We start from the raw sequence: 22,469 nt of genomic DNA, 5'->3' as shown, positions 1-22,469 counted from the left end.
CCGGCGCTCCGCCCACGCGGGACCGACCGTCACGGCGGGCCGTGACGGTCGGCACACCGGTGTCCGGGCCGCCGGGGCGTCACTAGGCTGGCGGCATGGTCAATCTGACACGCATCTACACGAAGACCGGCGACAAGGGCACCACCAACCTCGGTGACATGAGCCGGGTCGCCAAGACCGACCTGCGCATCGCCGCCTACGCCGACGCCAACGAGGCGAACGCGGTGATCGGCGCCGCGATCGCGCTGGGCGCCCTGGACGAGGAGGTCGTCAAGGTCCTCACCCGCGTACAGAACGACCTGTTCGACGTGGGCGCCGACCTGTCGACGCCGGTCGTGGAGAACCCGGAGTTCCCGCCGCTGCGGGTCAAGCAGTTCTACGTGGACCGGCTGGAGGCGGACTGCGACCACTTCAACGAGCGGCTGGAGAAGCTGCGCTCCTTCATCCTCCCGGGAGGCACGGCGGGCGCCGCCCTGCTCCACCAGGCCTGCACGGTGGTCCGCCGCGCGGAGCGCTCCACCTGGGCGGCCCTGGAGGTGCACGGCGACACCATGAACCCCCTCGCCGCCACCTACCTCAACCGCCTCTCCGACCTCCTCTTCATCCTGGCCCGCACCGCCAACAAGGAGACCGGCGACGTGCTGTGGGTGCCGGGCGGGGAGCGCTGAGGGGCGACGGCAGCGGGCAGACGCCCGGGCGGGCTCACCGGCGGAGGCTCTTCTTCGGCTCGGCGAGCCCGTCCCGCTCCGCCCGCCCCTCGCCCGCCGGGGCCTTCTTCGGCCAGAGCCAGTAGGTCAGGGCGATCAGGCCGTGGATGCCGGCGGCCCGCCAGGCGATGGCGCGCCAGCCCTCCAGGGGACCCACCCGGCTCGCGTCGCCGACGTACCGGATGGCGAGCTGGAGCAGCACGGTGGCCACGACGGCCCCCGCCAGCGTGCCCAGCCACACCCTGGTCTCGTGCCGGGCGCGGGCCGTGCCGTAGCGGGGCGGGCCGGCAGGCTTCGGGGCGCCGCCGAACCGGTGGGCGGCGTGGCCGTCGAGCCACTTCACGGTGCGGTGGCCGTGCCCGACGGTGTAGCCGATGTAGAGCGCGGCCAGACCGTGCGCCCAGCTCGGCTCGGCACCGTTCCTCAGGTCCAGCGCGGTGGCGACCAGCAGGACGACCTCCAGCAGCGGCTCGCACAGCAGCAGCGCCAGGCCGGTGCGCGGCATCTTCAGCAGGTAGCGGAAGGCCAGTCCGGCGGCCAGCAGCACCCAGAAGCCGATCTCGCATGCGGCGATCAAGGCGACGATCACGGTTCGCTCCTCTCGGTCACCCTTCCAGGCTCCCGTGCGGGGCGGCCCGGGGCGTCGTCGCCGCCGATGAACTCGCGGTACATCGAAAGATGCAGTCCAGGACCGTCCGCGGGGGTCAGGCGCCGGGTGCGCGCACCGTGTTGGATGGTGCCATGGCCGTACGACCGCCCCGCCCGCCCCGCTTCGACGTGGGGGTCGCGCTCGCCGGACTCGCCGGCGGGCTGCTGCTGTGGGGCTTCGGCCTGGGCGTCCGGCCGGGCGACGACCCGACCGTCCTCTTCGACGGCCGCTGGCCGCTCCTCGTGCCGCTCGCCGTGACCGCCGGTTGCGAACTGCTGCGCCGCACCACCCCGCGCACCGCCCTGGCCGTCGGCACGCTCGCGCTGGCCGCGGACGTCATGACCCGGGGCAGCATCGCCACGATCGTGATGTACACGGACCTGATGTACGCCGCCGTCGTGTACGGCACGTCCGCCACCGCCCGCCGGCTGCCGTGGATCACCGGCATGTTCACGATCGCGGCGACGCTGGTTCCCTACGCCGTGTGGCGGGTGCCGGAGGCACTGCTCCTCGGGCTCGTCGTCGGTGCCGTGACGTTCGGGCCCGCCTCGACCGGCCTCATCGTGCGCAACCACCGCGACGCCGCCGAGGCCGCCCGGCTGCGGGCCGAACAGACCGCGCTGCTCGCGGAGATGGACCGCACCCAGGCGGTGACCGCGGAACGTGCCCGCATGGCCCGCGAGTTGCACGACATGGTCGCCAACCACCTCTCCGCGATCGCCATCCACTCCACGGCCGCCCTCTCCCTGGACGACCCCGGCACCTCCAAGGAGGCACTCGGCGTGATCCGGGAGAACAGCGTGCAGGGACTGTCCGAGATGCGACGGCTCATCGGCATCCTGCGCGACGGGGAGGACGACCGGGAACCGGCGGCCACCCCCACCCTCGACGGCCTCGGCACCCTGGTGGCGGGCGCCCGCGCCAACGGCCTGGACGTCACCCTCGACGCCACGTACAGCGACGTCCCCGCACCGGTGGAACTCGCCGCGTACAGGATCGTGCAGGAGTCGCTGACGAACGCGTTGAAGCATGCCGCGCCGGGCAGGGTCACCGTGTGCCTGCGCCGGTCGGCCGGTGCCCTCGACATCCGGGTGACCAGTCCCCACTGCGGCCGGGAGGCCCCGCGTGCGCCGGGTTCGGGGGCCGGTCTCGTCGGCATGCGGGAGCGGGCCGCCCTGCTGGACGGCACGTTCGAGGCCGGTCCGCAGAACGGTCCGGAGGGCAGGCTGTGGGTGGTGCGCGCCACCCTCCCCGTCACCGACGTCGTGCAAGGAGACACCTGATGATCCGCGTCCTGGTCGCCGAGGACCAGTCGGCCGTCCGCGCCGGGCTGGTGCTCATCCTGCGCAGCGCGCCCGACATCGAGGTGGTGGGTGAGGCGGCGGACGGTGAGCAGGCGGTGGCGCTCGCCCGTGAACTGCGTCCGGACCTGGTGCTGATGGATGTGCAGATGCCGCGCCTGGACGGGGTGTCGGCCACCCGGCAGGTGGTCGCGGAGGGGCTCGCCGACGTGCTGGTGCTGACCACCTTCGACCTCGACGAGTACGTCTTCGGGGCGCTGCGGGCCGGCGCCTCGGGGTTCCTGCTGAAGAACACGGAGGCGAAGGACCTCGTCGAGGCGGTGCGCACGGTGGCGCGCGGGGAGGGGATCGTCGCCCCGGCCGTGACCCGGCGGCTGATCGCCGCGTTCGCCGCGAAGCCCGCCCGCGGGTCCACGGTCGATCCGGCGGTGCTGGACTCCCTCACCCGGCGCGAGCGGGAGGTGCTGTCCTGTCTCGGCGAGGGCCTGTCCAACGCCGCCGTCGCGGAGCGCCTCGACATGGCGGAGGCCACGGTGAAGACCCACGTCAGCCGCCTGCTGGGAAAGCTGGGGCTGCGCAGCCGGGTGCAGGCCGCGGTACTGGCGCAGGAGCTGGGGATCTGACCGGAACGAGTAGGTGGTCCAGACCTATTGACCCGTGGTCCAGACCTTTCTATCCTCGCGGCACCGTGGGTGTGGAGGCTCAGTCATGCCCACGGCGACATCCGTCACCCCACGAAGGAGGCGCGGTATGCGCTTCAGACACAGAGCCGTGGCAGGGTTCTCGACCCTGCTCCTCCCCCTCTCCGCTCTCGTCGCCCTCGCGACCCCCGCCCAGGCCGCGACCTCGGCGACCGCCACCTACGCCAAGACCCAGGACTGGGGATCCGGCTTCGAGGGCAAGTGGACGGTGAAGAACACCGGCACCACGACGATCAATTCCTGGACCGTGGAGTGGGACTTCCCCTCCGGCACCAAGGTCACCTCCGCCTGGGACGCCACGGTCACCAACTCCGGCAACCACTGGACCGCCAAGAACGTCGGCTGGAACGGCACCCTCGCTCCCGGGGCGTCGATCTCCTTCGGCTTCAACGGCAGCGGCTCCGGCTCCCCCACCGGATGCAAGCTCAACGGCGGCAGCTGCGACGGCGCCTCCGTTCCCGGCGACACGCCCCCCTCCGCCCCCGGCACCCCCAGCGCCTCGGGCGTCACCGACACCTCCGTGCGGCTGTCTTGGTCCGCGGCCACCGACGACAAGGGCGTCAAGAACTACGACGTGCTGCGCGACGGCTCCAGGGTCGCCACCGTGACCGGCACCTCGTACACGGACACCGGGCTGGCCAAGGGCACCGACTACTCGTACACCGTCCAGGCCCGGGACACCGCCGACCAGACCGGTCCGGTCAGCGGCGCGGTGCGGGTCCGCACCACCGGCAACACCGAGGAACCGCCGCCCACCGGCGGCAAGATCAACCTCGGCTACTTCACCGAGTGGGGCGTCTACGGCCGCAACTACCACGTCAAGGACCTGGTGACGTCCGGCTCCGCCGCCAAGATCACGCACATCAACTACGCGTTCGGCAACGTCGTGGGCGGCCAGTGCAAGCTCGACGACGCCTACGCCGCCACCGACAAGGCCTACACCGCCGACCAGTCCGTCAGCGGCACCGCCGACGCCTGGGACCAGCCGCTGCGCGGCAACTTCAACCAGCTGCGCCAGCTGAAGGCCAAGTACCCTCACATCAAGGTGCTGTACTCGTTCGGCGGCTGGACCTACTCCGGCGGCTTCGGCCAGGCCGCGCAGAACCCGGCCGCATTCGCCAAGTCCTGCAAGCAGGTCGTGGAGGACCCGCGCTGGGCCGACGTATTCGACGGCATCGACATCGACTGGGAGTACCCGAACGCCTGCGGCCTCACCTGCGACACCAGCGGCCCGGCGGCCTTCAGGAACCTCTCCCAGGCCCTGCGCGCCGAGTTCGGCAAGGACTACCTGGTCACCGCCGCCATCACCGCGGACGGCTCGAACGGCGGCAAGATCGACGCGGCCGACTACGGCGGCGCCGCCCAGTACCTCGACTGGTACAACGTGATGACGTACGACTACTTCGGCGCCTTCGACAAGGACGGCCCCACCGCCCCGCACTCGCCGCTGACCGCGTACAACGGCATCCCGCAGGACGGCTTCAACTCGGCCGCCGCCATCGCCAAGCTGAAGGCCAAGGGCGTCCCGGCGAGCAAGCTGCTGCTCGGCATCGGCTTCTACGGCCGCGGCTGGACCGGCGTCACCCAGGCCGCCCCCGGCGGCGCGGCCACCGGCCCGGCGCCCGGCGCCTACGAGGCCGGCATCGAGGACTACAAGATCCTCAAGAACAGCTGTCCGGTCACCGGCACCATCGCCGGCACGGCGTACGCCCACTGCGGCACCAACTGGTGGTCCTACGACACCCCCGCCACCATCAACGGCAAGATGGCCTGGGCCAAGAACCAGGGCCTGGGCGGAGCCTTCTTCTGGGAGTTCAGCGGTGACACCGCGAACGGCGAACTGGTCGGCGCCATCCACAACGGCCTGAAGTAGGCCACCGGCACCGCATCACACGCAACGAGAAGTGCTCCCCCGGACCTCGTCCGGGGGAGCACCCGCGTCTGCACGTGTCTACGCCACGTTCACCCTCTGCCCGGGGGGCGCCGCCTCCAGCCAGGCGAGGAAACCGGTCAGCGCGTCGTCGCTCATCGCTAGCTCCAGCCGCCTGCCCCGGTGCAGACAGGCCAGGATCACCGCGTCCGACAGCAGCGCCAGCTCCTCCTCGCCCTCCGGCACCCGGCGGCCGGCCACCTCGATCGACGAGCGTTCCAGGACGCGGCGCGGACGCAGCGCGTAGGAGAAGACGCGGAACCACTCCACCCGGTCGCCGTTGTAGCGGGCCACCCCGTACGCCCAGCCCTTGCCGCCGGTGTCGCCCTCCTCCGGGACGTCCCAGCGCAGGCTGCAGTCGAAGGTTCCGCCGGAACGCTGGAGGAAGCGGCGGCGCAGGCCGAACACGAAGAGGCCCACCACCACGAGCGCCACGACACTTCCGCACACAGTCAGAGCGAGGACCATCGACACCGACCTCCTCGTCTCCTAGGTAACGGAACGGAAAAATCATCCAGATCTGCCTCAGCCGCGACCGGGTCCGGATCGCTCCGGTCCCAGCCGCGGCTGAGTCACGTCATTGCACGGCTCCCCCAGAGCCTAGACGGCCTGGAAGGCTCCTCGGGTCGTTCAGTGCCCCGCCGCCGCACGCAGTCGTACGTCCGCGCGCCGCTCCGCCGAGGCGTCGGCCTCCGACTTCGCACGGTCCCGCGCCCGCTCCGCGCGCTTGACGTCGATCTCGTCCGACAGCTCGGCGATCTCGGCCAGCAGCGACAGCTTGTCGTCCGCGAACGAGATGAAACCGCCGTGCACCGCGGCGACGACCGTCCCGCCGTCGTTCGTACGGATGGTCACCGGGCCCGACTCCAGCACACCGAGCAGCGGCTGGTGACCGGGCATGACGCCGATGTCGCCGGACGTGGTGCGCGCGACGACCAGGGTGGCCTCGCCCGACCAGACCTCTCGGTCGGCCGCGACCAGCGCGACGTGCAGCTCAGCAGCCAAGATGGCTCCTCGGGTCACCACCCGGCAGGTCCGCCGGGTGTTGGTTACAAGTCTAATGGGCGGGGGTCAGGGGGCGGGGCGGTGCCCGCCCCCCGACTCGAGCGCGAGGCTCAGGAGACGCCCAGCTCCTTCGCGTTCTTCTTCAGGTCCTCGATGCCACCGCACATGAAGAACGCCTGCTCCGGGAAGTGGTCGTACTCACCGTCGCAGATCGCGTTGAACGCGGCGATCGACTCGTCCAGCGGCACGTCCGAACCGTCCACGCCGGTGAACTGCTTGGCGACGTGGGTGTTCTGGGACAGGAAGCGCTCCACGCGACGGGCGCGGTGGACGGCGAGCTTGTCCTCCTCGCCGAGCTCGTCGATACCGAGGATCGCGATGATGTCCTGCAGGTCCTTGTACTTCTGCAGGATGTTCTTCACCCGCATGGCCGCGTCGTAGTGGTCCTGCGCGATGTAGCGCGGGTCCAGGATGCGGGACGTGGAGTCCAGCGGGTCCACGGCCGGGTAGATGCCCTTCTCGGAGATCGGACGGGAGAGCACCGTCGTCGCGTCGAGGTGGGCGAAGGTGGTGGCCGGGGCCGGGTCGGTCAGGTCGTCCGCGGGGACGTAGATCGCCTGCATCGAGGTGATCGAGTGACCGCGGGTCGAGGTGATGCGCTCCTGGAGGAGACCCATCTCGTCGGCCAGGTTCGGCTGGTAGCCCACCGCGGAGGGCATGCGGCCGAGCAGGGTCGACACCTCGGAACCGGCCTGCGTGAAGCGGAAGATGTTGTCGATGAAGAACAGCACGTCCTGCTTCTGGACGTCACGGAAGTACTCGGCCATGGTGAGGCCGGCCAGCGCGACGCGCAGACGGGTGCCCGGGGGCTCGTCCATCTGACCGAAGACCAGCGCGGTCTTGTCGATGACGCCCGACTCGCTCATCTCGTCGATGAGGTCGTTGCCCTCACGGGTGCGCTCACCGACACCGGCGAACACCGACACACCGTCGTGGTTGTTGGCGACGCGGTAGATCATCTCCTGGATGAGCACCGTCTTGCCGACGCCGGCGCCGCCGAACAGACCGATCTTGCCGCCCTTGACGTACGGGGTCAGCAGGTCGATGACCTTGACGCCGGTCTCGAACATCTCGGTCTTCGACTCGAGCTCGTCGAAGTTCGGCGCCTTGCGGTGGATCGGCCAGCGCTCGCCGTCGTAGCTCTCGTCGCTGTTCAGCACCTCACCGAGGGTGTTGAACACCTTGCCCTTGGTGAAGTCGCCGACCGGGACGGAGATGGCCGAGCCCGTGTCGGTCACCGCGGCCTGGCGGACCAGACCGTCGGTGGGCTGCATGGAGATGGTGCGGACCAGACCCTCACCCAGGTGCTGGGCGACCTCCAGGGTCAGCGTCTTCAGCTCGCCCGCGTTCGCCGGGTCGGCGACCTCGACGTGCAGGGCGTTGTAGATCTCCGGCATCGCGTCGACGGGGAACTCCACGTCGACGACCGGGCCGATGACCCGGGCGACACGGCCCGTGGCCGTCGCGGTCTCAACAGTGGTGGTCATTAATTGTCACTCCCCGCGTTTGCGTCGGCCAGAGCGCCTGCGCCACCGACGATCTCGCTGATTTCCTGGGTGATTTCGGCCTGGCGGGCCGCGTTGGCAAGACGGGAGAGCGTGTTGATCAGCTCACCCGCGTTGTCGGTGGCCGACTTCATCGCGCGCCGCGTGGCGGCGTGCTTCGAAGCGGCCGACTGGAGCAGCGCGTTGTAGATGCGGCTCTCCACGTAGCGCGGCAGCAGGGCGTCGAGGACGTCCTCCGCCGAGGGCTCGAAGTCGTACAGCGGGAGGATCTCGTCCTTGGTGGACGTCTCCTCCGCGACCTCTTCGAGGCGCAGCGGAAGCAGCCGGGAGTCGACCGCGGTCTGCGTCATCATCGAGACGAACTCGGTGTAGACGATGTGGAGTTCGTCCACACCGCCGTCCGCCGTGTCCTTCTCGATGGCCTCGATCAGCGGTGCCGCGACGGTCTTGGCGTCCGCGTACGAGGGCTCGTCGGTGAAGCCCGAGAAGGACTCCGCGACCGTGCGCTCACGGAAGTTGTAGTGCGCCAGACCGCGGCGGCCGACGATGTACGTCTCGACCTCCACGCCCTCGCCCTCCAGGCGCGCGGTCAGCTGCTCCGCCGCCTTGATCGCGTTGGCGTTGAAGGCGCCGGCCAGGCCGCGGTCGCTCGTGAGGAGCAGGACCGCGGCACGGGTCGGGTTCTCCGCCTCCGTGGTCAGCGGGTGCTTGGCGTCCGAACCGGTGCCGACGGCCGTGACCGCGCGGGTCAGTTCGTCGGCGTACGGCGTGGAGGACCGCACCTTGCGCTGCGCCTTGACGACGCGCGAGGCGGCGATCATCTCCATCGCCTTGGTGATCTTCTTGGTCGCGGTGACGGATCGGATGCGACGCTTGTAGACCCGGAGCTGGGCTCCCATGAGTCAGGTCCCTTCCTTGAACGTCACTTGGCGGCAGCGGCCGGAGCGTCCTCGCCGAGCAGCTTGCCTTCGCTCGTCTCGAACTGCTTCTTGAAGGCCGCGATCGCGTCGCCCACGGCCTGGAGGGTGTCGTCCGACATCTTGCCGCCCTCGCGGATGGAGGTCATGAGGCCCTGCTCGCTGCGGTGCAGGTACTCCAGCAGCTCCTTCTCGAAGCGGCGGATGTCGGCGACCGGTACCTCGTCCATCTTGCCGGTGGTGCCGGCCCAGACGGAGACGACCTGGTCCTCGGTGGCCATCGGCTGGTACTGGTCCTGCTTCAGCAGCTCGACCATGCGCTGACCGCGCTCCAGCTGCGACTTCGACGCGGCGTCCAGGTCGGAGCCGAAGGCGGCGAACGCCTCCAGCTCACGGAACTGGGCGAGGTCCACGCGCAGTCGGCCGGAGACCTGCTTCATCGCCTTGTGCTGGGCCGAGCCACCGACGCGGGAGACCGAGATACCGACGTTCAGGGCCGGGCGCTGACCGGCGTTGAACAGGTCGGACTCCAGGAAGCACTGGCCGTCGGTGATGGAGATGACGTTGGTCGGGATGAACGCCGACACGTCGTTCGCCTTGGTCTCGACGATCGGCAGACCGGTCATCGAGCCCTTGCCCATCTCGTCGGAGAGCTTGGCGCAGCGCTCCAGGAGGCGGGAGTGCAGGTAGAAGACGTCACCCGGGTAGGCCTCGCGCCCCGGCGGGCGGCGCAGCAGCAGGGAGACGGCGCGGTAGGCGTCGGCCTGCTTCGACAGGTCGTCGAAGATGATCAGGACGTGCTTGCCCTGGTACATCCACTGCTGGCCGATGGCCGAGCCGGTGTAGGGCGCCAGGTACTTGAAGCCGGCCGGGTCGGACGCCGGGGCGGCGACGATGGTCGTGTACTCCAGGGCGCCGTTCTCCTCCAGCGCGCGGCGGACCGACGCGATGGTGGAGCCCTTCTGGCCGACGGCGACGTAGATGCAGCGGACCTGCTTGTTCACGTCGCCGGAGCGCCAGTTGTCACGCTGGTTGATGATCGTGTCGACGGCCAGCGCGGTCTTGCCGGTGCCGCGGTCGCCGATGATCAGCTGACGCTGGCCGCGGCCGATCGGGGTCATGGCGTCGACGGCCTTGTAGCCCGTCTCCATCGGCTCGTGCACCGACTTGCGCTGCATGACCGTGGGGGCCTGCAGTTCGAGGGCGCGGCGGCCCTCGGTCTCGATCTCGCCGAGGCCGTCGATCGGGTTGCCGAGCGGGTCGACCACGCGGCCGAGGTAGCCCTCGCCCACGGCGACGGACAGGACCTCGCCGGTGCGGGCGACCGGCTGGCCCTCCTCGATGCCGCTGAACTCACCGAGGACGATGGCACCGATCTCGCGCTCCTCGAGGTTGAGGGCGAGGCCGAGGGTGCCGTCCTCGAACTTCAGCAGCTCGTTGGCCATGGCCGAGGGCAGACCCTCGACCTTGGCGATGCCGTCGCCGGCGAGGGTGACCGTGCCGACTTCCTCGCGCGAGGCCGCGTCCGGCTTGTACGACTGGACGAAGTTCTCCAGTGCGTCCCGGATCTCCTCCGGCCGGATCGTGAGCTCCGCCATCTGAGTTCCCTGCTCTCCTTGTTGGGCCCGAAGTTTCACTTGGGGGGTATTCCACGAGTCGGGACTCCCCCCGGAAGAGGTGAATCCTCTGCACGGCCCAACCAGGGCCGCAAGTACGTTCTTGGTGTTCAGTTGCTGCGTCGGCGCTAGCTCGCCAGTCGGCGGCTCGCGTCCTCCAGCCGGTCCGCGATGGAGCCGTTGATGATCTCGTCGCCGACCTGCACCCGCATCCCGCCGACGACCTCGGGATCCACGGCGAGGTTGAGGTGCATGCGGCGGCCGTAGAGCTTCGCGAGGCCGGCGCCGAGGCGCTGCTTCTGCGCGTCGCTCAGCGGCACCGCGGAGGTGACGACGGCCACCATGCGATCGCGCCGCTCGGCGGCGAGCTTGGAGAGGGAGTCGAGTCCCGATTCCAGGCTACGTCCCCGCGGCGCGGTCACCAGACGCGTCACGAGACGCTCGGTGGTCGCGTTCGCCTTGCCGCCGAGCAGGCTGCGCAGCAGCTCGCTCTTGGCGGAGGTGGTGGCCTTGCGGTCGGTCAGCGCGGCGCGCAGCTCCTTGCTCGAGGAGACGATCCGGCCGAACCGGAACAGCTCGTCCTCGACACCGTCGAGTGCGCCCGCCTGCTGCGCGGCGGTGAGGTCGGCGAGGTCGGCCAGCTGTTCCAGTGCGTCCACCAGGTCGCGGGACTGCGACCAGCGGGAGCGCACCATGCCGGCCACCAGGTCGGCGGCGTTGCCGCTGAGCTGGGTACCGAACAGGCGCTGGGCCAGTTCCGCCTTGGCCTCGCCGGCCTGCGCCGGGTCGGTGAGGACCCGGCGCAACGACACCTCGCGGTGGAGCAGCGCGGTGACGGCGGCCAGCTCTTCGGCGAGCGAGCCGGCGTCGACGGACGTGGAGTCCGTCAGCGCGTCGAGACGCTCACGTGCGGCTGCCAGGGCCTCGCGGCTCGCTCCGTTCATCGTGCGGCCTCGGCCTTCTGGTCGAGGTCGTCGAGGAACCGGTCGATCACGCGGCTCTGCCGGGCGTGGTCCTCGAGGGACTCGCCGACGAGCTTGCCGGCCAGGTCGGTGGCGAGCTTGCCGACGTCCTGACGCAGCACCGACGCGGCGGCCTTGCGGTCCGCCTCGATCTGAGCGTGACCGGCGGCGATGATCTCCTCACGCTGCCGCTGGCCTTCCGCGCGCATCTCGGCGATGAGCGTGGCGCCCTGCTCCTGCGCCTCCTGGCGCAGGCGCGCGGCCTCGTGCCGGGCCTCGGCGAGCTGGGCCTTGTACTGCTCGAGAACGCTCTGGGCCTCGGTCTGAGCGGCCTCGGCCTTCTCGATACCGCCCTCGATGGCCTCACGCCGCTGCTCCAGAACCTTGTTGATGTTCGGGAGGAGCTTCTTGGCGAGGAAACCGAAAACGATGACGAAGGCGAGCAGGCCGATGACGAGCTCGGGAATCGGCGGGACGAGGGGGTTCTGAAGCTCCTCGGCCGCGATATGAAGCATGGGGCTCATATCAGAGTGCCTTTCGTCTGGTGAGCCGGTCGCGGATCAGACGATCAGAGGCCGTAGACGAACGGCATGACCAGACCGATCAGGGCGAGCGCCTCACAGAAGGCGAAGCCCAGGATCTGGTTGGCGCGGATCAGACCGGCGGCCTCGGGCTGACGGGCGAGGGCCTCGGTGCCCTTGCCGAAGATGATGCCGACGCCGATGCCGGGGCCGAAGGCGGCGATGCCGTAGCCGATGGAAGCAATCGAACCGCTGACGGCAGCAAGGGTCTGGGACATTCCGGTTCTTCCTTTTCTTCACGGGCCGGTGGGGGTGGGCCACCGGTCGAATGGGGGAGGTGCAGGACGCTCAGTGCTGCTCGGCGAGCGCGCCCTGGATGTAGGTCACGGTCAGCAGGACGAAGACGTACGCCTGCAGGGCCTGGATGAAGAGCTCGAAGACGGTCATCACCAGGACCATCAGGAACGAGACGCTGGCGTAGGCGATCCCGATGCCGTTCAGCAGGTACCAGCTGGCGATGGTGAACAGCACCAGCAGGATGTGACCCGCGAACATGTTCGCGAAGAGTCGCACGGCGTGGGTGAAGGGCCGCACGAGCAGGTTCGAGAAGGCCTCGATCAGCATGACGACCGGCAGCGCGGCGCCGAGCGACTTGTCGTAGCCGGTGAAGTTCTTCAGGGCGCCGACGAAGCCTTGCCGCTTGAAGGTCAGCGAGATCCAGACGATGTAGACGATCAGCGCGAGCCCCAGCGGGTAGGCGAAGATCGACGTCACCGGCATCTGGGCGAACGGGATGATGGACCAGAGGTTCATCATCCAGACGAAGAAGAACAGCGCGACGACGAACGGGACGTACTTCTCGCCCTCGCGCTTGCCCATCGTCTCGTAGACGACACCCCGGCGGACGAAGTCGTAGCCGGCCTCGGCGACCATCTGGAGCTTGCCGGGGACCACCTGGGGCCGGCGGAAGGCCGCCCAGAAGAAGCCGATGATGATGATCGAGCCGAGCAGCGCCAGCAGCATCGTCTTGTTGAAGTACACGCTGCTGTCGCCGTCGCCCCACAGGGGCTCGAACAGGAACGAGTGCAGCCCGGGAGACGGGAAGCCACAGCCGTCGAAGATGTGGCAGTCGGTCTCGAAGGCGAGCACCTGTGTCGGGTCAGCACTCACCGCGGGCTCCTTCAGCGTGGCGCATGGATTCGGCAACCTCGTGGTGTCGGCGCGGCACGGGGCCGCGGTTCGGCACGGGACTGGTGTTACGGATGTGGGGGCGGCAGTGGGGCATCTCGCCTCGCGATGTGACAGGCGTCAGCGTGGATGCCCGCGCCCGCGATGCCGCAGTTGGCACCGGACGATAGCAGGGTCCGTGGTGCGCCCTTATCCCGGCCCTACGTCTCACGACGACCGCTCCGCGGAATCCCTCTTCCCCGCCGCGTTCCCGGCCGGCGTCGGCTCGGGGTCCACGTAGAAGGTCTTGGCCTTCATCGTGGCCCGCGCCTGCGCGGCGACCCAGGTGAGGGTGGAGACGAGCAGCGAGAGGGCGAAGACCTTCGGGTGGAACAGGGTCGTGTCCTTGAAGAGCGCGATGAAGACGAAGATCAGCAAGATCTGCGTCATGTACATCATCAGCCCCATCGCCTGGAACAGATGCGGTATCGACTTGGCGATCCACTGCAGGACGTACAGCCCCGTGCCCATGAGCAGGATCACGAGCAGCGCCCCGATGACCGCTCCGATCACCCCCTGGCCGCCTTCGACGGCACCACCGACCGCGACCGCGACCGCACCGACGGCAGCGGTGGGGACGGCGGACTGAATCAGGATCCGGACGTCGTTGGACGGCATGACGGAACTCCGCTTTGAGCAGGGGGCATGAGGCATGAGGCACATGAGATGTCGTCGGGGACGAGCGTAGTCCCCCGGATGGAGTGAGTTTTCCTCCCCACCGTCGAACCGTCGCACCACGGTCCGTCGGCTCTCTCCGGCGAGACTCGTGAACGGTATCACAAACTATTTGATGGAGTCTTTACCTAATGGGCGTGCGGAACATCACGCACGAGGGTGAAGCGGCACGTCCGAACGCGCGAGAGGGGGACTTGTCTGATATTGGGGCGCTTCGCACCCCCAAGAGCGCCCCATCGCAGCCCCACGACTTGGCAATGCTCTAGTCGGATTCTTACCTTGACCGTGATGTCCGCCCAGAAGCCTCTCGTGACGTCCCGTCAGCGGGAGCTGCCGGCCTTCCCCCGGTCGCCCAGACGTGCGTGGTGGCCGAGGGCCGTCGCGCCGTTGACGCCCGAGACGCCGGCGGCGGCCGGGGCGCGGTCGCCGCCTGCGGCCTCCTCGGGGGCGTCGGCGGCCCGTGACCGCGCCGTGCCGGTGTCCCCGGACGTCTCCGGCGCCTTCGCCGCCTTCAGGGCCCTGCGGCGGCGGTAGCGCGGCGGGAGGAACGCCTCCGCCCAACGCGGGGCGCGCGGGGTGAACCGGGGCAGCAGGAGCAACAGCAGGCCGAGGGCGCTCAGGATGACGACGCCCAGCACGATCCACATCGACGCCGAGTTGACCGAGTAGGCGAGCGCGCCGAAGGCGATCAGCCCCGACCAGAAGTACATGATCAGCACCGCCCTGCTGTGCGAGTGGCCGATCTCCAGCAGACGGTGGTGCAGATGGCCCCGGTCCGCCGCGAACGGCGACTGGCCGCGCCAGGTGCGCCGCACGATGGCCAGGACCAGGTCGGCCACGGGCACCGCGATGATCGTCAGCGGCATGAGCAGCGGGATGAAGACGGGCAGCATCGCGTGGGTCGTCTCCCGGGTGCCGCCCAGGTCGACGTTGAGCGCCTCGACGTCCAGCTGGCCCGTGACCGACACGGCGCTCGCCGCGAGGACCAGACCGATCAGCATCGACCCGGAGTCCCCCATGAAGATCCGGGCGGGGTGCATGTTGTGCGGCAGGAAGCCGAGGCACATGCCGATCAGCACGGCGGAGAACAGGGTGGCGGGGGCCGCCGCCTCGGCACCGTAGCCGTACCAGATCCGGTAGCTGTACAGGAAGAACGCCGAGGCCGCGATGCACACCATGCCGGCCGCGAGGCCGTCCAGTCCGTCGACGAAGTTGACCGCGTTGATGGTGATGACGACCAGCGCCACGGTGATCAGGTTCCCCTGCCACGGGGTCACGGAGACCGTGCCGACGCCGGGGACGGGGAGCCACAGGATGGTCAGGCCCTGAAGGATCATGACGCCGGCGGCGATCATCTGGGCGCCCAGTTTGAGCAGGGCGTCGATCTCGAACTTGTCGTCCAGGACGCCGAGCAGCCAGATCAGGGCGGCCCCCGAGAGCAGGGCGCGCGGTTCGTTGGACCGCTCGAAGACCTGGTTCAGGTTCGTCAGGTGGCTGGCCACCAGCAGGCCCGCGCACAGGCCGAAGAACATGGCGATACCGCCGAGCCGCGGAGTGGGTTCCCGGTGCACGTCACGTGCCCGGATCTCCGGCATCGCCCCCGCCACGATCGCGAACTTCCGTACCGGCCCTGTCAGCAGATACGTCACCGCGGCCGTGATGCAGAGCGTCAGCAGGTATTCACGCACGGGCTTCCCCACAGATCTCGCTGGCCATCACAGCCCCACACCCTAGCGAGGCACGCATACGGGTGAGGACTTCCGGGTAGCGACGATGGTTGCACGAGTGACGGCGCGGCCGGTCCGGCACACGGGCGCGCCTGCCCCGCATGCGCGCCGACACGGGTGCGAAACCCCGACCGGGCGAGCCGGGTGACACGTCTCAGCCGGGGTACGGCGGAAAGGCCGCGGTCAGTTCCCGTACGTCCTCGCGGGCCCGTGCGGGCTCGGTGCCTCCTCTGAGGACGCTCGCCAGCAGGCCCGCGATCAGCACCATCTCCGGCTCCCCCATGCCCTGCGTGGTCACCGCCGCGGTGCCCAGGCGCAGTCCGCGGTCGTCGGCGTGCGGCAGCGCGCAGCAGTCCAGGACGATCCCGGCCCCCGCCAGCAGGCCGCGGGCCTCGCGCCCGGCGAGGCCGAGCGGGGCGGGGTCGGCGGTGATCAGATGGGTGTCGGTGCCGCCGGTGGTGACGGTCAGTCCCTCGTCGGCCAGCGCGGCGGCGAGCGCCCGCCCGTTGGCGACCACCCGGTGGGCGTACACGGTGAACGCCGGTGTCGCCGCCTCCCCGAACGCGACCGCCTTGGCGGCGATCGTGTGCATCTGCGCCCCGCCCTGGGTGAAGGGGAAGACGGCGCGGTCGACGCGTTCGGCCAGTTCCGCGCCGCACAGGATCATGCCGCCGCGCGGCCCGCGCAGCACCTTGTGCGTGGTGGCGCAGACGATGTCCGCGTACGGGACCGGGTTCGGGGCCGCTCCCCCGGCGACCAGGCCGATGGGGTGCGCGGCGTCCGCGATCAGATACGCGCCCGCCTCGTCGGCCACCTCGCGGAAGAAGGCGTGGTCGATGTGGCGCGGGTAGGCGATGGAGCCGCACACGATCGCCTTGGGCCGGTGCGTACGGGCCAGGGTGCGGACCTGGTCGTGGTCGATGAGCCCGGTCTCCGCGTCCACGCCGTAGCCGATGAAGTCGAACCAGCGGCCGGAGAAGTTGGCGGGCGAGCCGTGGGTGAGGTGGCCGCCGTGGGGCAGGCCGAGGGCCAGGACGGTGTCTCCGGGGCGCAGCAGGGCGGCGTAGGCGGCCAGCACGGCCGACGAGCCGGAGTGCGCCTGGACGTTGGCGTGGTCGGCGCAGAACAGCGCCCTGGCGCGTTCCACGGCGAGGCGTTCGGCGGCGTCGGCGAACTCGCAGCCGCCGTGGTGGCGGGCGCCCGGGTACCCCTCGGCGTACTTGTTGGCCAGCGGGGAGCCGAGGGCGGCCAGCACGGCCGGCGAGGTGAAGTTCTCGGCGGCGATCAACTGGAGCGTGGTCGCCTGCCGCTCGCGCTCGCCGAGCAGGATCTCGGCGAGTTCGGGGTCCTGCCTGCGCAGGACCCCGAACTCGCCCTCGAGGGCATGGGTGACCGTCATGGTGGACTCCCGGACGTCGACGCCGGCGTACGACCAATGTAGGCCCGCCGTCCCCGGTCCGCCCGGCGCCGCACCCTCCCGGGGCGGCAGGACGCCCCCGGAGGTAGACGGGCGGTCGCCTCGCGGCCACCACCACCCCGACAACCCGCACGGCCCGCCGCACGACGGCGGTACGAACGACCCGGGACCGCGGCGCCCGGGACAGGAAAGCCCCGGCACCCCGGGCGGGGCAGCCGGGCGCGCACCCCGGGCAGGACGGTCGGGCGCCGCACCCCGGGCAGGACGGGCGGGCCCGGGCCGGGTCGGGAAGCCCCGGCGCCCCAGGCGGGGCGGGTCGAGCGCGCACCGGGTGGAGCGATCGGGCGCGCGACCCGAACAGGGCGGTCGGGCGCGCGAGCCGGGTGGGGCGGTCAGACCTGGGTCGGGACGCCGGTGAGGGCGGTGACGACCGGGTCCAGGGCCTGGTGTATCTCGTCGCCGATGGAGCGGAAGAGGGGCAGGGGCGCCCCGTACGGGTCGAAGACCTCGTCCGCCTCGGCGGTCGGGGCCAGCAGCCAGCCGCGCAGCGCGGCGGCGGCGCGGACCAGGGCGCGGGCGCGCATGACCAGGCCGTCGTCCAGCGGGGGCAGCGTCGCCGGGTCGATCGCGTTCACCAGGCGGGTGAACTCCTTCAGGGTGAAGGTGCGCAGGCCCGCCGAGTGGCCCATGGAGATGACCTGGGCGCGGTGGTCCCGGGTCGCGGTCAGGACCAGGTCGGCGCGGATGACGTGCTCGTCCAGCAGCTCACGGCCGACGAAGCCGGAGGCGTCCGCGCCGAACTCGGCCAGCACGGTCTCCGCGTGCGTCTCCATCGGCGCGCCCTCGTGACCCCAGGTGCCCGCGCTCTCCACGATCAGGCCGCAGCCCAGGATGCCCAGCCGCTGGTTCACGAAATGCCGGGTCAGCCGCTCGGTGATGGGCGAGCGGCAGACGTTTCCGGTGCTGACGTGGAGGATGCGGAAGCTGTCGCGCGGGAACCCGAAGGTGGTCGTCTCCTCCGCGCCGCTCTCCCCGCTGCCTATGCCACGCCCCGACTCGGGCGCCGTCAATTCGCCACCTCGAGGTCGGGTACCACTTTGCGCAGCTCCTCCGGGGAGACGGCGCCCTCGCGCAGCAGTACGGGCACGGGGCGCGTGACGTCGACGATCGACGAGGGAACGATGCCCGGGGTGGGCCCGCCGTCGAGGTAGACGGAGACGGAGTCGCCGAGCATGTCCTGCGCCGCGTCGCAGTTCTCCGGCGCGGGGTGCCCGGTCAGGTTGGCCGAGGAGACGGCCATCGGGCCGACCTCGGTGAGCAGTTCGATGGCGACCGGGTGCAGCGGCATCCGCACGGCGACCGTGCCCCGGGTGTCCCCGAGGTCCCACTGGAGGGACGGCTGGTGCCGGGCGATCAGGGTCAGCGCGCCCGGCCAGAAGGCGTCGACCAGTTCCCAGGCCTGTTCGGAGAAGTCGGTGACCAGGCCGTGCAGGGTGTTCGGCGAGCCGATGAGCACCGGTGTGGGCATGTTGCGGCCGCGTCCCTTGGCCTCCAGGAGGTCGGCGACGGCCTCCCCGGTGAACGCGTCCGCGCCGATGCCGTAGACCGTGTCCGTCGGCAGCACCACGAGCTCGCCACGGCGGACGGCGGACGCGGCTTCACGCAGACCGGTCGCGCGATCGGTCGCGTCGTTGGTGTCGTATCGCCGAGCCATCTGGCGGGCCTCCTCGTGCACGTGCGGCTGGGGGTGGGTGAAGTCTGCGGGGGGCTCACGGGACCGCCTTGCGGGCGGTGGCGAACCGGGGCCGGTTGTTCAGGTCCGGGTGGTCGGCGGCGTCGGTCCAGCCACGGTCCTCGGCGAAGATCCACGGCACCTGGCCGCCCTGGGTGTCGGCGTGCTCGACGACGACCACCCCGCCGGGACGCAGCAGCCGGTGCGCGGTGCGTTCCAGGCCGCGGATGAGGTCGAGGCCGTCCTCGCCGGAGAACAGCGCCATCTCGGGGTCGTGGTCGCGCGCCTCGGGGGCGACGTACTCCCACTCGGTGAGCGGGATGTACGGCGGGTTGGAGATCACCAGGTCGACCTGGCCGTCGAGGTCCGGGAAGGCCGTCAGGGCGTCGCCCTGACGCAGTTCGACCCGTGACCCCTCCATGTTCTTGCGGGTCCACACCAGGGCGTCCTCGGACATCTCCACGGCGTACACCCGGGACCGCGGGACCTCCTGCGCGAGCGCGAGCGCGATCGCGCCCGAGCCGGTGCACAGGTCGACGACGCACGGCTCGACGACGTCCATGGCCCGTACCGCGTCTATGGCCCAGCCGACGACCGACTCGGTCTCCGGGCGCGGCACGAACACCCCGGGCCCCACCTGGAGTTCGAGGTAGCGGAAGTAGGCGTGCCCGGTGATGTGCTGGAGCGGTTCGCGCGCCTCGCGGCGGGCGACGACCTCCCAGTACCGGGCGTCGAAGTCGGAGTCCTTCACCTGGTGCAGCTCGCCGCGCTTGACTCCGTGCACGAACGCGGCGAGCTCCTCCGCGTCGGTGCGCGGCGAGGGCACGCCGGCGTCGGCGAGCCGCTGGGTGGCCTGGGCCACCTCCGTGAGCAGCACGCTGCGGGGGTTCGGGGGGCGCCCCCCAAATGGTTGCTGCACGCTGGTCCTCCGGACTGTCTACGAGAGTTACGCTGCGGCGAGCTTGGCAGCCGAGTCCGCGTCGACACAGGCCTGGATCACCGCGTCCAGGTCGCCGTCCAGGACCTGGTCCAGGTTGTACGCCTTGAACCCGACGCGGTGGTCCGAGATGCGGTTCTCCGGGAAGTTGTAGGTACGGATCTTCTCGGAGCGGTCGACGGTGCGGACCTGGCTGCGCCGGGCGTCGGAGGCCTCCCGTTCCGCCTCCTCCTGCGCCATCGCGAGCAGCCTGGAGCGCAGGATACGCAGTGCCTGCTCCTTGTTCTGCAGCTGGCTCTTCTCGTTCTGGCAGGAGGCGACGACGCCGGTCGGCACGTGCGTGACGCGCACGGCGGAGTCGGTGGTGTTGACGGACTGGCCGCCGGGGCCGGAGGAGCGGTAGACGTCGATCCGCAGGTCGTTCGGGTTGATCTCGACGTCGATCTCCTCCGCCTCGGGCGTCACCAGGACGCCCGCCGCGGAGGTGTGGATACGGCCCTGCGACTCGGTGGCCGGCACCCGCTGCACGCGGTGCACGCCGCCCTCGTACTTCAGCCGGGCCCACACGCCCTGTCCGGGTTCGGTGGCGCCCTGGCCGCCCTTGGTCTTCACGGCGACCTGGACGTCCTTGTAACCGCCCAGCTCCGACTCGGTGGCGTCGATGATCTCGGTCTTCCAGCCGACGCGCTCGGCGTAGCGCAGGTACATGCGCAGCAGGTCGCCCGCGAACAGGGCGGACTCGTCGCCGCCCGCGCCCGCCTTGACCTCGAGGATGACGTCCTTGTCGTCGCTGGGGTCGCGCGGGACCAGCAGGAGCCGCAGCTTCTCGGTCAGCTCCCCCTGCTGCTGTTCCAGGTCCTTGACCTCGGCGGCGAAGTCCGGGTCGTCGGCGGCCAGTTCACGCGCGGTCTCGATGTCGTCGCCGGTCTGCTTCCAGGAGCGGTAGGTGGCGACGATCGGGGTGAGCTCGGCGTACCGCTTGTTCAGCCTGCGCGCGTTGGCCTGGTCGGCGTGGACCGACGGGTCGGCGAGCTTCGTCTCCAGGTCGGCGTGTTCGGTGACGAGTTCCTCGACGGCCTCGAACATCTTGGGCTCCTGCTGCTGCGTGGGAAGGGGAAGGCGGGCGACCAAAAACGCCGGTCCCGGCGGGCGCCTCCCGGGGGAGGCGCTGCCGCGGACCGGCGATGGGTGGCTCGCTACTTCTTGGAGCCGGAGGCCTTGCCGAAGCGGGCCTCGAAGCGGGCCACACGGCCACCGGTGTCGAGGATCTTCTGCTTGCCCGTGTAGAACGGGTGGCACTCGGAGCAGACCTCGGCCCGGACGGTGCCGGACTCGATGGTGCTGCGGGTCGTGAACGACGCGCCGCAGGTGCAGCTGACCTGCGTCTCGACGTACGCGGGGTGGATGTCGCGCTTCAAGGTGTCTCCTAGATCGGGGAGGGCGCCGGGTCGCCACCACGGGATGCGGGAGCGTGAACCGGAGCCGACGTACCAGTCTGCCAGGACTGGGGCCATCCCCCAAAACCGGGGGCGGCCGACGTTTGTTCCCGGGGTTTCCCGGGGTTTCCCGGGGTTTCCCGGGATCTCTCGGAGTTTCCCGGGTACGGACCGCGGACCCGGCTCGCGGCGGCCGGGGGCCGAGGGGGCGTTCGGGACGTGCTCACGGGGCGCTGACGACGCCCCCGGCCCCTCCCGTGGCCGTGTCCGCCGTCGCCGCGCGCGGGATCGGTTCGTCGTTCCGCAGGGCCTCCCAGACCAGCCGCGCCTTCTCCTGCCGCGGCAGGACGCGGTTGGGGGCGGCCGGGTCGTAACGCACCGGCATGGTCACCATGTGCATGCCGCCGGGGCCGATGTCCTTCAGGTCGTCGGCGAAGGACATCAGGGAGTTCACCGAGCCCAGACCGGAGTCGGTGGTGACGGCCCTGGTGACCGTGTCGGCGATGTCGTAGAGCTTCTTGGGGTCGGTGAGGAGGCCGAGGTCCTTCACCTGCCGGGCCAGGGCCCTGAGGAAGGCCTGCTGGAGCTGGATGCGGCCCAGGTCGGAGCCGTCGCCGACGCCGTGCCGGGTGCGCACCAGGCCGAGGGCCTGCGCGCCGTCGAGCCGGTGGGTGCCGGCCGCCAGTTCGAGGCGGCTGTCGGGGTCGTCGATGTCCTCGGTGGTGGTGACCTCGACGCCGCCCAGTTCGTCCACGAGTTTCCGGAAGCCGGTGAAGTCGATCTCCAGGTAGTGGTCCATGCGCAGGTCGGTCATCGACTCGACGGTCTTCACCGCGCAGGCGGCCCCGCCGATGGCGTACGCGGAGTTGAACATCACACCGTGCGCGGCGGGGTGGGCGCCGCCCCCGCCGTCGGTGCACTCGGGCCGGTCGACGACGGTGTCCCGCGGAACGGACACCACGGACGCCTTCTCGCGTCCCCCGTGGACGTGCACGATCATCGCGGTGTCGGCGCGGGCGCCGCCGTCGTCGGCGCCGCCGCCGAGCTTCCGGTTGCCCCCGGAGCGGCTGTCGGAACCGAGGACGAGGATGTTCTCGGAGCCGTCGCCGGCCTTCTCGGGCCGGTCGGTGCCGAGGAGGCGGTCGATGTCGACGCTGCTGAGGTTGCCGTCGAGCCCGGCGTACACGTATCCGGCTCCGGCGCCGCCCAGGGCGAGGACGGCCGTGACGGCCCACGCCGTGGCCCGCAGACCGCTGTGCCGCCGGTCGTGGGACGTGCGGCGCGTCGTCCGGGCCCGGGGGCCGGTCTCGGGTGTGCTCTCCGCGGACATGCGCTCCTCGGCTCCTGCCAGTCGGTCGCCCCCGTGTCCGGGATCGTGCCCCCGGAGGTGACGGCGAGACGCTGTGCGCCGGGGCGGCCGGTGATCTCGCCCGTGACCCGGTCC

23 protein-coding genes are annotated in these 22,469 nt (G+C 70.6%); 4 read left to right on the top strand and 19 right to left on the bottom strand.

The window, feature by feature from the left end; all coding sequences use genetic code 11:
• Positions 1-95: 95 nt before the first annotated feature.
• Positions 96-668, top strand: coding sequence for a cob(I)yrinic acid a,c-diamide adenosyltransferase (locus ACWEQO_RS26880; RefSeq protein WP_452985553.1), 573 nt, complete (start codon positions 96-98; stop codon positions 666-668).
• Between the two features lie 34 nt (positions 669-702).
• Here ACWEQO_RS26880 and ACWEQO_RS26875 read toward each other — a convergent pair whose 3' ends face one another.
• On the bottom strand, positions 703-1,296 hold the full coding sequence (locus tag ACWEQO_RS26875) for a hypothetical protein (RefSeq protein ID WP_452985552.1): 594 nt from the start codon (positions 1,294-1,296) through the stop codon (positions 703-705).
• A 152-nt stretch (positions 1,297-1,448) separates the two neighbouring features.
• Here ACWEQO_RS26875 and ACWEQO_RS26870 point away from each other — a divergent pair, with 152 nt between their 5' ends.
• The 3 genes from ACWEQO_RS26870 (at position 1,449) to ACWEQO_RS26860 (ending at position 5,231) form a co-directional block, all read left to right on the top strand.
• Complete coding sequence (locus tag ACWEQO_RS26870) at positions 1,449-2,639, top strand: sensor histidine kinase (RefSeq protein ID WP_361462045.1); 1,191 nt, start codon at positions 1,449-1,451, stop codon at positions 2,637-2,639.
• Positions 2,639-3,280 carry a response regulator transcription factor gene (locus tag ACWEQO_RS26865; RefSeq protein WP_361462048.1) on the top strand — a complete coding sequence of 214 codons (642 nt, stop codon included), beginning with the start codon at positions 2,639-2,641 and terminating at the stop codon, positions 3,278-3,280. Before ACWEQO_RS26870 ends, ACWEQO_RS26865 begins: the two co-directional genes overlap by 1 nt.
• 127 nt (positions 3,281-3,407) lie before the next feature.
• Positions 3,408-5,231 (top strand): glycosyl hydrolase family 18 protein, encoded by a 1,824-nt coding sequence (locus ACWEQO_RS26860; protein ID WP_452985551.1) that lies wholly within the window; start codon positions 3,408-3,410, stop codon positions 5,229-5,231.
• Between the two features lie 78 nt (positions 5,232-5,309).
• Here the strand turns inward: ACWEQO_RS26860 and ACWEQO_RS26855 are convergent, their stop codons facing one another.
• The 18 genes from ACWEQO_RS26855 to ACWEQO_RS26770 all read right to left on the bottom strand — a co-directional run bounded on the left by ACWEQO_RS26855 (position 5,310) and on the right by ACWEQO_RS26770 (position 22,355).
• Positions 5,310-5,756, bottom strand: coding sequence for a DUF2550 domain-containing protein (locus ACWEQO_RS26855; protein WP_361462053.1), 447 nt, complete (start codon positions 5,754-5,756; stop codon positions 5,310-5,312).
• Between the two features lie 162 nt (positions 5,757-5,918).
• On the bottom strand, positions 5,919-6,293 hold the full coding sequence (locus ACWEQO_RS26850) for a F0F1 ATP synthase subunit epsilon (protein ID WP_202277415.1): 375 nt from the start codon (positions 6,291-6,293) through the stop codon (positions 5,919-5,921).
• A 110-nt stretch (positions 6,294-6,403) separates the two neighbouring features.
• Positions 6,404-7,840 carry a F0F1 ATP synthase subunit beta gene (gene atpD, locus ACWEQO_RS26845; RefSeq protein WP_361462055.1) on the bottom strand — a complete coding sequence of 479 codons (1,437 nt, stop codon included), beginning with the start codon at positions 7,838-7,840 and terminating at the stop codon, positions 6,404-6,406.
• Positions 7,840-8,757 (bottom strand): F0F1 ATP synthase subunit gamma, encoded by a 918-nt coding sequence (locus tag ACWEQO_RS26840; RefSeq protein WP_452985550.1) that lies wholly within the window; start codon positions 8,755-8,757, stop codon positions 7,840-7,842. The genes atpD and ACWEQO_RS26840 overlap by 1 nt, the downstream gene beginning before the upstream one ends.
• A 23-nt stretch (positions 8,758-8,780) precedes the next feature.
• A complete protein-coding gene (gene atpA / locus ACWEQO_RS26835) occupies positions 8,781-10,373 on the bottom strand; it encodes a F0F1 ATP synthase subunit alpha (protein WP_109378019.1) in 1,593 nt (530 codons plus the stop codon).
• A gap of 146 nt (positions 10,374-10,519) precedes the next feature.
• Entirely contained in the window at positions 10,520-11,335 is an 816-nt protein-coding gene (locus ACWEQO_RS26830; protein WP_452985549.1) for a F0F1 ATP synthase subunit delta, read from the bottom strand.
• Positions 11,332-11,877, bottom strand: coding sequence for a F0F1 ATP synthase subunit B (locus ACWEQO_RS26825; RefSeq protein ID WP_361462063.1), 546 nt, complete (start codon positions 11,875-11,877; stop codon positions 11,332-11,334). The genes ACWEQO_RS26830 and ACWEQO_RS26825 overlap by 4 nt, the downstream gene beginning before the upstream one ends.
• 44 nt (positions 11,878-11,921) lie before the next feature.
• Entirely contained in the window at positions 11,922-12,152 is a 231-nt protein-coding gene (atpE, locus tag ACWEQO_RS26820) for an ATP synthase F0 subunit C (RefSeq protein WP_055607474.1), read from the bottom strand.
• 70 nt (positions 12,153-12,222) lie between these two features.
• Positions 12,223-13,044, bottom strand: coding sequence for a F0F1 ATP synthase subunit A (atpB, locus tag ACWEQO_RS26815; RefSeq protein ID WP_452985548.1), 822 nt, complete (start codon positions 13,042-13,044; stop codon positions 12,223-12,225).
• A 225-nt stretch (positions 13,045-13,269) separates the two neighbouring features.
• Positions 13,270-13,719 carry a hypothetical protein gene (locus ACWEQO_RS26810; RefSeq protein ID WP_452985547.1) on the bottom strand — a complete coding sequence of 150 codons (450 nt, stop codon included), beginning with the start codon at positions 13,717-13,719 and terminating at the stop codon, positions 13,270-13,272.
• 377 nt (positions 13,720-14,096) lie between these two features.
• Complete coding sequence (locus tag ACWEQO_RS26805) at positions 14,097-15,464, bottom strand: MraY family glycosyltransferase (protein WP_452985546.1); 1,368 nt, start codon at positions 15,462-15,464, stop codon at positions 14,097-14,099.
• 193 nt (positions 15,465-15,657) lie between these two features.
• Positions 15,658-16,902 (bottom strand): serine hydroxymethyltransferase, encoded by a 1,245-nt coding sequence (locus tag ACWEQO_RS26800; protein WP_452985545.1) that lies wholly within the window; start codon positions 16,900-16,902, stop codon positions 15,658-15,660.
• A 410-nt stretch (positions 16,903-17,312) separates the two neighbouring features.
• Entirely contained in the window at positions 17,313-17,990 is a 678-nt protein-coding gene (locus tag ACWEQO_RS26795) for an arsenate reductase/protein-tyrosine-phosphatase family protein (protein ID WP_361462077.1), read from the bottom strand.
• Positions 17,987-18,634, bottom strand: a complete 648-nt coding sequence (locus tag ACWEQO_RS26790; protein ID WP_279333850.1) for an L-threonylcarbamoyladenylate synthase — start codon at positions 18,632-18,634, stop codon at positions 17,987-17,989. The genes ACWEQO_RS26795 and ACWEQO_RS26790 overlap by 4 nt, the downstream gene beginning before the upstream one ends.
• A 55-nt stretch (positions 18,635-18,689) precedes the next feature.
• Entirely contained in the window at positions 18,690-19,529 is an 840-nt protein-coding gene (gene prmC / locus ACWEQO_RS26785; RefSeq protein WP_452985544.1) for a peptide chain release factor N(5)-glutamine methyltransferase, read from the bottom strand.
• A gap of 69 nt (positions 19,530-19,598) precedes the next feature.
• On the bottom strand, positions 19,599-20,675 hold the full coding sequence (gene prfA, locus ACWEQO_RS26780; RefSeq protein ID WP_361462082.1) for a peptide chain release factor 1: 1,077 nt from the start codon (positions 20,673-20,675) through the stop codon (positions 19,599-19,601).
• Between the two features lie 110 nt (positions 20,676-20,785).
• Positions 20,786-21,007: a 50S ribosomal protein L31 gene (rpmE, locus tag ACWEQO_RS26775; protein ID WP_202277427.1), complete on the bottom strand. Its 222-nt coding sequence runs from the start codon at positions 21,005-21,007 to the stop codon at positions 20,786-20,788.
• Positions 21,008-21,248: 241 nt separating this feature from the next.
• Entirely contained in the window at positions 21,249-22,355 is a 1,107-nt protein-coding gene (locus ACWEQO_RS26770) for an LCP family protein (RefSeq protein ID WP_452985543.1), read from the bottom strand.
• Positions 22,356-22,469: the final 114 nt, after the last annotated feature.

This window comes from Streptomyces sp. NPDC004051 (genome assembly GCF_053604275.1).
This window is presented reverse-complemented; position numbering and strand designations above follow the sequence as displayed.

Coding starts and splice junctions, on each gene's coding strand:
- ACWEQO_RS26825 (WP_361462063.1), bottom strand. CDS start 11,877: ATGAGCCCCATGCTTCATATCGCGGCCGAGGAGCTTCAGAACCCCCTC.
- atpE (WP_055607474.1), bottom strand. CDS start 12,152: ATGTCCCAGACCCTTGCTGCCGTCAGCGGTTCGATTGCTTCCATCGGC.
- ACWEQO_RS26840 (WP_452985550.1), bottom strand. CDS start 8,757: ATGGGAGCCCAGCTCCGGGTCTACAAGCGTCGCATCCGATCCGTCACC.
- prfA (WP_361462082.1), bottom strand. CDS start 20,675: ATGTTCGAGGCCGTCGAGGAACTCGTCACCGAACACGCCGACCTGGAG.
- ACWEQO_RS26855 (WP_361462053.1), bottom strand. CDS start 5,756: ATGGTCCTCGCTCTGACTGTGTGCGGAAGTGTCGTGGCGCTCGTGGTG.
- atpD (WP_361462055.1), bottom strand. CDS start 7,840: ATGACCACCACTGTTGAGACCGCGACGGCCACGGGCCGTGTCGCCCGG.
- ACWEQO_RS26810 (WP_452985547.1), bottom strand. CDS start 13,719: ATGCCGTCCAACGACGTCCGGATCCTGATTCAGTCCGCCGTCCCCACC.
- ACWEQO_RS26800 (WP_452985545.1), bottom strand. CDS start 16,902: ATGACGGTCACCCATGCCCTCGAGGGCGAGTTCGGGGTCCTGCGCAGG.
- atpA (WP_109378019.1), bottom strand. CDS start 10,373: ATGGCGGAGCTCACGATCCGGCCGGAGGAGATCCGGGACGCACTGGAG.
- ACWEQO_RS26870 (WP_361462045.1), top strand. CDS start 1,449: ATGGCCGTACGACCGCCCCGCCCGCCCCGCTTCGACGTGGGGGTCGCG.
- ACWEQO_RS26860 (WP_452985551.1), top strand. CDS start 3,408: ATGCGCTTCAGACACAGAGCCGTGGCAGGGTTCTCGACCCTGCTCCTC.
- ACWEQO_RS26880 (WP_452985553.1), top strand. CDS start 96: ATGGTCAATCTGACACGCATCTACACGAAGACCGGCGACAAGGGCACC.
- ACWEQO_RS26830 (WP_452985549.1), bottom strand. CDS start 11,335: ATGAACGGAGCGAGCCGCGAGGCCCTGGCAGCCGCACGTGAGCGTCTC.
- ACWEQO_RS26770 (WP_452985543.1), bottom strand. CDS start 22,355: ATGTCCGCGGAGAGCACACCCGAGACCGGCCCCCGGGCCCGGACGACG.
- ACWEQO_RS26865 (WP_361462048.1), top strand. CDS start 2,639: ATGATCCGCGTCCTGGTCGCCGAGGACCAGTCGGCCGTCCGCGCCGGG.
- ACWEQO_RS26790 (WP_279333850.1), bottom strand. CDS start 18,634: ATGGCTCGGCGATACGACACCAACGACGCGACCGATCGCGCGACCGGT.